We start from the raw sequence: 11,497 nt of genomic DNA on the forward strand, positions 1-11,497 counted from the left end.
GACTCTTTTTAGGGTCTTTTTTTATTGTTAATATATACACTATAATTTTTTTAACTAACAAAAAATTATGTTTGAAATATAATATATTAAAAATGATAACTAATTCTATTTCAATTCCTACAATAGGTATAGGAGCAGGAATTAATTATGATGAACAAATTTTAGTTTATCAAGATATGTTGAGAATGTTTGGAGATTTCGTCCCTAAATTTGTAAAGCAATATGCAAATATAGGAGATATAATGAAAGATTCAATTGAAAATTACATACTAGAAGTTAATACAGGTGTATTTCCACAAGAAAAACATAGCTTTTCAATAAATGAATCTGAATTAAAAAAACTATATTAAGATTAAAGATGGTACAAAATGCTTATAAAAGAAATAAAATCACTAAGAAATATAATTAAAGACTGGAAAAAAGAAGGTTATTCTATAGAGCTTGTTACTACAATGGGATTTTTACATGAAGGACACCAAACTCTTATTAAAAAAGCTGTAAAAGAAAATGATAAAGTAGTAGTAAGTGTTTTTGTAAATCCAACTCAATTTGGACCAAATGAATATTTTAATAGCTATCCAAGAGATATAGAAAAGGATTTTAAATACTGTATGGATAGTGGTGCATCAGTAGTCTTTAACCCATCATCAGAAGAAATGTATTTAAAAGGCAATTGTACTACTATAAATGTGTCTGGACTTACAGATTTTCTTTGTGGATCTAAAAGACCTGTTCATTTTGGAGTAATTTGCCTAGTTGTTTCAAAATTTCTAAATATAGTAACTCCTGATAAAGCTTATTTTGGAGAAAAAGATGCTCAACAATTGGTAGTAATTAAAAGAATGGTCAAAGATTTGAACATAGACACAGAGATAATAGGCTGTCCTATAGTTCGTGAAAATTATGGGTTAGCAAAAAGTTCAAGAAATATATATCTCTCAAATGAAGAGAGAAAATCTGCTCTAATCCTAAATGAGAGCCTAAATTTGGCAAAAGAAGAACTAGCAAAAGGCAATCTAAATTTAAAAAATATAAAAGAATTAATAACATCTAAAATAAAATCTGAGCATTTAGCAAAAATAGATTATATTGAAATCGTAAATAGTGAAATATTACAACCTGTTGAACAAATAGAAAGTTCTATACTCATAGCAATTGCTGTGTTTATAGGAAAAACTAGATTAATTGATAACTTTACATTTAAATTAAACATATAACTGTAATTTTATACAATATATTCTCTATAAAATGATGTTTTATAATAGTGAAAATTTTAAAATTAAAGTTTTTTGAGAATATGATTAATTGTGATTATATAAGTGTACTACTAGTACACTTATATAATTTAACTTATTAAATATCTGCCAACTTAACTATCTATAATCAGATTTGAAAATGGAGTATTTCTCTTTTTAAATAAAAACTTATCCAGTTTTACAATTATGATAACCAGTTTTACATATCCTCTTGTAAAATATATCTAAGCAATATATCATACTATATAGATTTATGTATGAAATAATATCTGCTATTTACTGAATATTTTTATTTTTCGTTTTTAGGGGGATTTGTTGTGTTTAAAGATAAGATTGATGAATGTGTTCATATAATGACTGCATATATTGCTAGTTTAAAAGAATACTATTCATTCATAGAAACTCAAATTGGTGATTTTATAAAAAAATATGGAGAAGATATTGTAGAGTTATGTCTCCATAGAATAATGATTCTACTATGTGAATGCGGCTTAGCATAAAATTAAATATATTAAAGTTGGGTAAGAAGAATCTTATGTAAAATTCTTCTTACCCACTTTAATATGCATGCTTAGTTTAATGTAAATGACTAGATTACAAAATCATGCTATAATTATCATGTCAATGCAACAAAATTTTTTTAATAAGGCAGAATAGATATGAAGAAAAAGAATTTAATAAAATGGCTATTGATAGCCATTGGAATCATAATAATTGTATATATTATAGTAACAACAATCATCATATGGAATTATAGCTTTGTTGATGAGAAAAAAGCAACAGATGTTGTAATTATACTTGGAGCTGGAACTACAAATGGAAAGGTGTCACCTGTTTTCCAAGAACGCATAAATCATGGAATATGGCTTTATAAAAATGGCTATACAGACAAATTAATCTTTACAGGAGGCATTGGAGATGGAAATGAAGAATCAGACGCTTATGCTGCAAAACAATATGCAACAAATCAAGGAATATCAGAAGAAGTAATATTACTTGAAGAAGAATCGAATATAACACAGAAAAATATAGAAAATGCAAAATTGATAATGGATAAAAATTCATATCATACAGCAATCATTGTAAGTGACCCAATGCACATGAAAAGGGCAATGTTAATGGCAAAGGACTATGGAATAGAATCTTACAGTTCTCCAACACCTACAACAAAATATATAGGTTTAAAGAGCAAATTACCATTTTTAGCAAGAGAAGAATTTTTTTATATAGGGTATAAAATATATAGAATTTTTCAGTAAATTATTATTCATATATCCAATAAAAATAGTGGTAAGATAATTTTTTCACCCATAATTCAATAGGAACTATTGATATTAGTAGTAACTGAATTCAGTTAATTTATTTATAATATACATAAATTTAAATATTACGAATAAAGTATTATAAATAAGATACTTTCTAAAGGGAGGAAATTATGATAGATAATCAAAAATATGTTATTTTATCACTGGAATTACATTTGTTTTTTTCAAGAATTATGAAAGAGCATGCTCTTTTTTTAGAAGCAGGATTTACAAATAAAGATTATAATCTTGTTATGGAAGCTGACCATTATAAGAAACAATTTGAAGATTTATTATCATATACTGTTAGTGCTAGTAATGGTATAATTAGACCTGATATATTATATTCAGAAGAAATTGTAACTACTCTCACATTAGGTGCAGAGCAAAAAACACAAGAGTTTACAGGAATAGAAATAAATCAAAACATAACTACAAGAGAATTAAATCTACAAAGTGGTGTAGATCCACAAGTTGGTCAAGACTTAGTAAATTATGTAGCTCAACTTAACTCTGATGCAATAAGATTGCTTGATGGGCTTATTAATTTAAAAGAAAGAGTCCTAGATGGAGTACTATCATGTACTCTATTTACCTCAAACTATCCTCTACTTCTTGAACATCTAATACATGAAGCAAACTTATACCGTTCTTATGTAATTGACCTTGAAAATAAAATAGACATTGACTCAAAAGATGCTAAAGAAATCGAATTATTCTGGAACCATATTATGATGGAACATGCCCTATTCATGAGAGGATTACTAGACCCGTCTGAAGGTGAGCTAATAAATACTTCAAATGATTTTGCTATGAAATTCAATGAATTAATTGAAAAAGCAAATGAGATGATTGATTCTAATATTGAAAGTATTACAGAAGAAACTCTAAATGAAACTGTTGAATTTAAAGATTTTAAAGAAGCAGGAACATCAGGGATAGAGCAATGTAAGATAAAATCTATAATATTACCACTTTTAGCAGACCATGTTTTAAGAGAGGCCAATCATTATATTAGGATATTGGAAGGTTATAAAAATATGTAATTAAAAAATACTTCTAAAATATTCTTTACATGTTTAAGGAAAATAAAGGTACATCTAAATTGTACCTTTATTTTTTATAATCTATAAAATTTAAATCCTTTATTTATAAAACAAAATTATAATTACTTATAATTCACAATTTTATTTTACATAAATATAAAATAAAAAGTATCAGTAACTATATTTTTATAAGTATATCTATATCCAGTTATTTGTCAAAAACTAATAGTAAATCTTATACTAAGTACATATTTATGTTATAACTATATTGTAACTATTTTCATAATCTTAGGAATATAGTAATGATAAAGTTGGTTTTATACAATAATACATTGTATAAGTTTAGTTAACATAATAGTTACAACATTAAAATTTAAATAAAGGAGTGATTTTATTATGATAAGACAAACACCATTAGAAAAACGATATGACAAACTAGCTCCTCATATTGTTACAGCACTCAAAAAACGTTATTTTGATGCTTATTACTGTAAAACTAGAAATGAGGCTTTGCAACAAATTTTAGATTTAATTCCTCAAAATCATGTAGTATCATGGGGAGGCTCTGAAACTCTTAAAGAGATGGGCGTACAAACTGCTATCAGAGAGAAAGGGTTTAAAGTTATTGATAGAGATTTAGCAAAAACTCCAGAAGAAAGAACTGAAATTATGCGTCAAGCACTTCTATGTGATACTTTTTTAATGAGTAGTAATGCAATTAGTGAAGATGGACAACTCTTCAATATTGATGGAAATGGTAATCGTGTAGCTGCAATGATATTTGGTCCAAAAAATGTTATAGTTGTAGCTGGTATGAATAAAATCGTAAAAAACATTGATGACGCAATACAAAGAACTAGAACAATTGCATCGCCAGCAGTTGTACAGCGTTTTAAAGATGTCAATACTCCTTGTTATATTACTGGAAGTTGTATAGATTGTACAAGTCCTGAAAGCATTTGTGCATATATGATCACTACAAGAATTAGCCGTCCAGCAAAAAAAATAAAAGTAATATTAGTAGGAGAAAATCTTGGTCTGTAAAATATACATATATGTAAATAACTCTATAGATAATAAAATAAGATGAAATAACTTATTCCTAAGAGTGGTAGAATAAATTCTTCTATAAGAATTTCATTCTACCACATTTATATTGTTTTAAATTTACTCTTACATTTTTGATTCTAACTTATTTACATTTTCTTAATTTTAGGAATTAAAATGTCTACACCCCTTATTTGAACCTCAATAATATGCAAACTTTGAATTGTGTTCCTACAAAATATCATTAACACCTTCTTCTTTCATATATTCAATCTGTTTATTAATTCTATCTTGATATTTTTTAAGTCAAGCTCTCCCCTTCTCTAGTAAGATGATACTTTTCTCTTTTTCTAATATCCTAATAAAAAACACTACTATTGAAAATGGTATTATATCATAGACAAAATTACAAATAAAATTTTCTAAAAAATATAAAATAGCACTTATAATCAATTATAAACCTATCTTATATTTCGTTTATATCTTTATGATTAACTACTTTGATTTTCATAATTTTTTTGTTCTTTATCAAGTTGTTTATAGTAATCTTTATTGTAATCAGCCAAATAGTCTGTACCACCTCCAGTAATTATATTTAACAATTTCATTGCAAATTTTTGGGTAACTTTACAAACATAATTGTCGCCAGATTTAACAAGCTCTAATTTAATATTAAATTCTTTTTTATTTGCGGAATCAATATCTTTCATAGTTGGATTTGGCATCATCTCTCCTAGTTTAGGAGGATTCTTTTTTAGGATAGAAATCATATCAGTATTGTTAACTTTCAAATCTACAATCACTTTATCCTTATTCTTCTTTATATCTAAAATCTCCCAAGTCATATTTTTAGAATACATTTTAAATCCTTCTTTATCTTCATATATAAAATTACCTAATCCTGACTTTGGGAAATACTTATCTACAGTATCTGAATCTTGTGTTTTTATTGCATTGAACATATTATCTACTTCACTTTTTATCTTATTGTTATTGGTACATCCAACTAATACTAATGTTGATATTACAAACATTATAATATATATAGTAAATTTCTTCATTAAATTATCTCTCCCTATACTTTTTTTGTAGAAATATTTTTCTCTTTTATATTTTTTGAAAAAGTTGTAGTAATTGCATTATGTGGACAAACTTTTATACACTCACCACATCTGATACAATCTAGACTATTTATATCTTTATATACTGGTATATCAAGCTTACATTTTGATTGACATGCTGTGCAATTAGTACATTTATCTTTATCAATTTTAAATCTATATATTGAAATAGGATTAAAAAAGCTATAAATTGCTCCCAAAGGGCATACATATCTACAAAATGGTCTATAAATCATTATTGATATCAGCAATATCAATACCAAAATACTCAACTTCCAGCTAAATAAGAATCCGATTGATTCTTTTAAACTCTCATTTTCTAAAATGAGTGGTATTCCTCCCAAAAGTGTGCCTGAAGGACAAATCCACTTACAAAACCAAGGGTTTCCTCCTCCTGCTACATTTACAACAGCAACTGGTAAAATAATTACAAATATTATTAATACCATGTACTTTAAATATTTTAGATATTTATCACCATAAACTTTTTTTATTTTTACTGGAAATAGTATTTTATATAACAAATCTTGAACAAGTCCAAAAGGGCAAAGCCATCCACAAACAAATCTGCCAAAAAAAGCACCAAATGCCATTAAAAAACCAACAACATAAAATGAGAATTTATACTCTCGGCTTGATAAAACTGCTTGTAGCGAACCTATCGGACATGCACCAAGTGCACCTGGACATGAATAACAATTCAATCCAGGTACACACAATTTTTTACTTTCTCCTCCATATATAGTCCCTTCTAAAAATCCATTTATATATCCATTTGTTAATGCTGTAAATGCAACTTGAGTAATAAGTCTTATATTATTAGTTATTTTAGATAATAATTTCATACCTCTTCTCCTAACCAATCCCGATACACTCAAGACAAATCATAATTGCTTTAGTTAATACTGTATTTGCTTCTCCACGATATGTACCTAATACAATAAATATAATACTAATTGCAATAATAGAAATGCCTTTTTTATTATCTTTAATAAAGTTAACCATTGGCTTTTACCATTTTTAGTCTTTCATCTATAATTTTTTTCCACTCTTCCTTACTATTTGCACCTGTGACCTTTTCACCCACAAAGTTTCCTTTCTTGTCTACAAAATAGGTAGTTGGAAACTCTATAATTCTCTTAAAATCAGTTTTTTTAAGTCCTTCAGAGACAGTCAATTGTTGATAAGTTGCACCTGATTTTTTCATAATGTCTTTAACTAAATTTTTCTCTTCATTTGAAAGACCAATTCTCACATCAGTTTCGTCGACTTCTACAACTAATCCCTTTACAGCTACATTTGAATTATTACTCTCATATTCTTTTGATAATGCTTCAAGTTCTGGCATTTCACCTACACATGGCCCACACCAAGTAGTCCAGACATTAATAAGAGTAAGCTCTTTATCTGAAAATATCTCTTTTGTTACCTTATTTCCATCAACATCCTCCGTCTCTAAATTATTAAACCATTCACTATTATTCTTATTTGTTTCTACTGGCTTAGATTCTTTTTTGCTACAACCAGAAATCATACCTAAAACAAAGATACATCCTAAAACCATTATAAAAAACCTTTTCATATCTCACACTCCTAGAATCTATATAGTATATAAAATCGTTGCTTGAAATAAAAATAACTTATCTTCTATATTAAAGTCATTATATTTAATAAATAATAGCTAATTTAAAATAAGTTGTATAAAAGATATACAGTTAAAATATATTTCTTTTCAGACAAAATCTTATATCTATATAATAGATTGTAAATCTTAAGATTATATACATATATTTCTAAAGATTCTCTTAAGAAACAGTTAAATTTTACTAATATAAGCTTATTAATTATCATTATACTAACTCATTTCAATATGATTTTTTGTTGATTTTAAGCTGTTTATCGTATAAATAAAATTTTTCTTGACTATATAGTTACTATATAGCTTATTATATATAGAGAATAATAAAAGGAGGTAAAATTTATGGAAAATTTATTTACAAGAAAATTCACTACTTTTGAATTTCTAAAATTTGTTTCTCCTGCAATTATATCCATGATATTTATATCTTTATACACAATAATAGATGGTATCTTTGTATCAACATTAGTTGGTTCAAATGCTCTTGCTAGTATAAATATTGTACTACCTATAATCAACCTTGTTTGTGGATTTGGAATAATGATGGCAACTGGTGGAGGAGCTATAGTTTCTATACGTATGGGTGAAAATAGACAAGATGAAGCCAACTATACATTTTCTTTTATAGTTTTGTTTTCATTGATTGTTGGAACTCTATTCACAATAATCTCATACTTTTTCATCAAAGAAATATCTATTTTGCTTGGAGCGACAGATAAGTTACTACCATATTGTATAACTTATGGTAAAGTTATAATTTTATGTACACCATTTTATATTTTAAAATTTATATTTGAATACTTTGCAAGAACTGATGGAAATTCTAAGTTTAGTTTATTTCTATCAGTCATTGGTGGTGTTACAAATATAATATTAGATTATGTATTTATTAAATATTTTGAAATGGGTCTTTTAGGCGCTGCAGTTGCAACTGCTATAGGTATTATTTTAACTTGTATTTTAGGTATTATCTACTTTTTATCAAGTAAATCTACATTAAAACTAAGAAAACCAAAAACTGATTTTAGGCTTATAAGAGATACTATGATAAATGGTTCTTCTGAAATGGTTACAGAATTGTCTACAGGAATTACAACATTCTTATTTAATATAGTGGCTTTAAAATTAGCAGGAGAAAATGGACTTGCTGCTCTTACAATAGTATTGTATGCTCATTTTCTAATGACATCAGTTTATTTAGGATTTGCTGCTGGAGTATCTCCATTAATAAGTTATAATTTTGGTGCTGAAAACAATGATAAGTTAAGAGAAACATTTAAATATTCTCTAAAATTCATATTTGTTTCTTCTATTTTAGTATTTATTATTGCTTTAGTTTTTGCACCATTTATTGTTAGTATTTTTGTAAATCCAGACAACACAGTATTTGAGTTAGCCTTACAAGGATTAAAAATATTTGCCTTTGCTTTTTTATTTGTTGGTATAAATATATTTGCATCAGGATTTTTTACAGCATTTCACAATGGGAAAATTTCAGCTATTATATCTTTTAGTCGTGCCTTTGTTTTTATAATCATAGGAATCATAATTCTTCCACCTATGTTGAACCTAACTGGATTATGGCTTACTGTTCCATTTGCTGAAATTCTAACTATATTTATATCTATTCTATTTATTAAAAAATATAAAAGTAGATACAATTATTAAAAATCAATATTTATTAAAACTAATGAAGGGGTGTCTCAAGGTGAACTTTTTAGTTCATGAGACACTCTTTTTTGTATGAAATAAAATATATTTTAATCATTTCAACAATAAAAAAAGACTTATCTCTATTTTGAGACAGTCTCTTTATTTTACTTATAATAAGTCATTTGCATAATCTTTAATTGGTGCCTTTCTAAGTAGTAAAATTATAAATATTATACAAATAACTATAATTCCTACTTTTGTTCCGAATAAAATAAAAGGATTCTGAAATGAATAAATAATTTTTTCTAAAAACATCAGTATCTTATGCATATTTTTAGTTGCAAAATTAACTATATAAATTATAATTAGTATAGGTAATCCTATCAATATAGTAACACTAGTAGCCTTTCTAACCCTATATGTAAAAGCACCCAATAATGCTCCTATAAGACCTATACATATTTCATTTATACATATTTGTGCAAAATAATTTAAATAAGTTAGAGGTATACTTGATGTTGAAGGCTCTATTAGTGCAGATATAGACGTCCAAATTATATCTCTATTTAGTAAAACTGATAAGTCTATACTGTAACCTGTCATAATTTCTATAAATAACTTTGATAAAAAAATCAAAATTATACCTATAATAGAAATTACAAAGCTTAAAATAATTAAATCCATCACAATAGCTTTTATACAACTTTTTCTATCTGCTCTTATACTTAAAGCTCCTGAAAAATCTTTATTTGCTATATTTACTCCATACACAAATATCAATATATCTATATAGGTAAAAATAGGATTCACAATTGTAGATAAATTATTTTTAGATAATTCACCAAAAATTTTGAGGATAAATACTGGCAAAATGTTCATAAGAATTCCCATAATTACAAACATAATTATATATAACTTAGTATTTTTATTAAAAAATTTTATATATGGCTTTAATTCATTCAATTACAATCCCTCCTTCTTAGTCATGTTAACAAACATATCTTGTAGTCCCATGTATCCTACATCAATATTTGAATTTTTAAGTACTTTTTCATCATTTTCACTAAAGTCACCATAGTAAAAATAAGCAATTGTATTTCCAAATGCCTTTTTAGGCTTTATATTTTTTATACATTCTAATTTTTCTAACTCTTCTTTATTTCCAGTAATATAATGAGCTTTTTGTTTTATAACATCAATTTCTTCATCTATAATAATTTTTCCCTCATTTAATATTATTACATGTTCCAATAAATCATCTATTTCATCAATCAAATGAGTTGATATTATTATTGTCCTTGGATTTTTTATATAATTATCTAAAATTATGTTATAAAACTCTTGTCTATTTACTGCATCTAAACCAATTGTTGGCTCATCAAATATAGTAATAGCTGAATTAGAACAAATACCTATTATATTTGAAAGTATGGTTTTCATCCCTCTTGACAATTGTTTATACTTTTTTTTAGTATTTAAATCAAAATATTTACATAATTCTGCTTCTAACCCCTTATCGTAGTTTTTATAGAAACTAGAAGAAAATTCAAATACCTGACCTACTTTAAAATCTGGGCTATAAAATTCTTTTTCCCTCACAATGCAAACTTCTTCCAAGACTTTTACATCTTCCTTTAGGTTCTTTCCTAATATTTCTATCTCACCTTCATTTTGAATTAACTGATTTACCATTATATTTAATAATGTGGTTTTTCCAGCTCCATTCTTACCTAATAAACCATATATCTTATTTTTTTCAAAGTTTAAAGACATATTATTAAAGACATTTTGTTTTTTAAAACTGTGAGATAAATTTTCTATCTTAATAGAACTACTCATATGTTAATCCTCCTTGAAATTAATTATAGTATCAACTAATTCTTCTCTATTTATTTCTAATTTTTCAGCTTCTTGAAGTAGATTTTTTATGAAATTATGTTTAAAATTTTCTTTTCTAGCTTCTTTTATAATAGTTTTTGCACCCTCTGATACAAACATCCCTATCCCCCTCTTTTTGTATAAAATATTCTTATCAACCAATATATTTATACCTTTTAATACTGTAGCTGGATTAATTTTATAAAGCTTTGAAAGCTCTGTTGTTGATGGAACCTGTTCTTCTTCTTTTATTCCATTTGACAGTATCTCATCTTCAATTGCTCGTGCTACTTGAATAAATATAGGTTCTTCATTGTTTAATACTAATCTCATAGGTTCCTCCTTTCCAAGTTGGTTAATTACTCAACTAACTAACTATAGTACTATCTTATATTAACGTATCACATCTGTCAATATTAAATAAAAAAATATACGAAAATTTTTATCAAGAATAAGCTTTGATAGATATTAAAAAATATTATATTTAACATACTATATATGTATATTATGAATTAAAAAATCCAATAGGTTTTCCTATTGGATTTTTTAATTC

General features: G+C 26.0%; 14 protein-coding genes. 7 read left to right on the plus strand and 7 right to left on the minus strand.

The window, feature by feature from the left end:
* The 6 genes from KGF39_RS17875 to KGF39_RS17900 all read left to right on the plus strand — a co-directional run.
* Positions 1–350 (plus strand): 3-methyl-2-oxobutanoate hydroxymethyltransferase (locus KGF39_RS17875; protein ID WP_227823332.1); only part of this gene is annotated, 350 nt, incomplete at its 5' end.
* Positions 351–368: 18 nt separating this feature from the next.
* Positions 369–1,217 (plus strand): pantoate--beta-alanine ligase, encoded by an 849-nt coding sequence (gene panC, locus KGF39_RS17880; protein ID WP_227823333.1) that lies wholly within the window; start codon positions 369–371, stop codon positions 1,215–1,217.
* 356 nt (positions 1,218–1,573) lie between these two features.
* A complete protein-coding gene (locus KGF39_RS17885) occupies positions 1,574–1,756 on the plus strand; it encodes a hypothetical protein (RefSeq protein WP_054273487.1) in 183 nt (60 codons plus the stop codon).
* 159 nt (positions 1,757–1,915) lie between these two features.
* Positions 1,916–2,515, plus strand: a complete 600-nt coding sequence (locus KGF39_RS17890) for a YdcF family protein (RefSeq protein ID WP_227823334.1) — start codon at positions 1,916–1,918, stop codon at positions 2,513–2,515.
* Positions 2,516–2,691: 176 nt separating this feature from the next.
* The gene (locus tag KGF39_RS17895) at positions 2,692–3,606 is read left to right on the plus strand and encodes a DUF2935 domain-containing protein (RefSeq protein WP_227823335.1); all 915 of its coding nucleotides are present in this window, start codon (positions 2,692–2,694) and stop codon (positions 3,604–3,606) included.
* Between the two features lie 396 nt (positions 3,607–4,002).
* Positions 4,003–4,650: a lactate utilization protein gene (locus KGF39_RS17900; protein WP_227823336.1), complete on the plus strand. Its 648-nt coding sequence runs from the start codon at positions 4,003–4,005 to the stop codon at positions 4,648–4,650.
* Between the two features lie 494 nt (positions 4,651–5,144).
* Here the strand turns inward: KGF39_RS17900 and KGF39_RS17905 are convergent, their stop codons facing one another.
* Genes KGF39_RS17905 through KGF39_RS17920 form a run of 4 tightly spaced genes read right to left on the minus strand, consistent with a single transcriptional unit; the run spans position 5,145 to position 7,356 of the window.
* Entirely contained in the window at positions 5,145–5,714 is a 570-nt protein-coding gene (locus KGF39_RS17905) for a hypothetical protein (protein WP_227823337.1), read from the minus strand.
* Between the two features lie 14 nt (positions 5,715–5,728).
* Entirely contained in the window at positions 5,729–6,619 is an 891-nt protein-coding gene (locus KGF39_RS17910) for a 4Fe-4S binding protein (protein WP_227823338.1), read from the minus strand.
* Positions 6,620–6,629: 10 nt separating this feature from the next.
* On the minus strand, positions 6,630–6,779 hold the full coding sequence (locus tag KGF39_RS17915; protein ID WP_227823339.1) for a CD1871A family CXXC motif-containing protein: 150 nt from the start codon (positions 6,777–6,779) through the stop codon (positions 6,630–6,632).
* A complete protein-coding gene (locus KGF39_RS17920; protein WP_227823340.1) occupies positions 6,772–7,356 on the minus strand; it encodes a TlpA disulfide reductase family protein in 585 nt (194 codons plus the stop codon). The genes KGF39_RS17915 and KGF39_RS17920 overlap by 8 nt, the downstream gene beginning before the upstream one ends.
* Positions 7,357–7,755: 399 nt before the next feature.
* Between KGF39_RS17920 and cdeA the strand changes: the two genes are divergently transcribed.
* Complete coding sequence (cdeA, locus tag KGF39_RS17925) at positions 7,756–9,081, plus strand: multidrug efflux MATE transporter CdeA (protein WP_227823341.1); 1,326 nt, start codon at positions 7,756–7,758, stop codon at positions 9,079–9,081.
* A 153-nt stretch (positions 9,082–9,234) separates the two neighbouring features.
* On the opposite strand, the gene KGF39_RS17930 is transcribed toward cdeA, so the two are convergent.
* From KGF39_RS17930 to KGF39_RS17940, 3 genes are read right to left on the minus strand one after another with little or no spacing between them, the layout of a single operon-like run.
* Entirely contained in the window at positions 9,235–10,029 is a 795-nt protein-coding gene (locus KGF39_RS17930; protein ID WP_227823342.1) for an ABC transporter permease, read from the minus strand.
* Entirely contained in the window at positions 10,030–10,905 is an 876-nt protein-coding gene (locus KGF39_RS17935; RefSeq protein ID WP_054273478.1) for an ATP-binding cassette domain-containing protein, read from the minus strand.
* Positions 10,906–10,908: 3 nt separating this feature from the next.
* On the minus strand, positions 10,909–11,277 hold the full coding sequence (locus KGF39_RS17940; RefSeq protein ID WP_227823343.1) for a GntR family transcriptional regulator: 369 nt from the start codon (positions 11,275–11,277) through the stop codon (positions 10,909–10,911).
* Positions 11,278–11,497 lie beyond the last annotated feature (220 nt).

It is taken from the genome of Clostridioides sp. ZZV14-6345, from assembly GCF_020657775.1.
GTDB classification, from domain to species: domain Bacteria; phylum Bacillota; class Clostridia; order Peptostreptococcales; family Peptostreptococcaceae; genus Clostridioides; species Clostridioides difficile_D.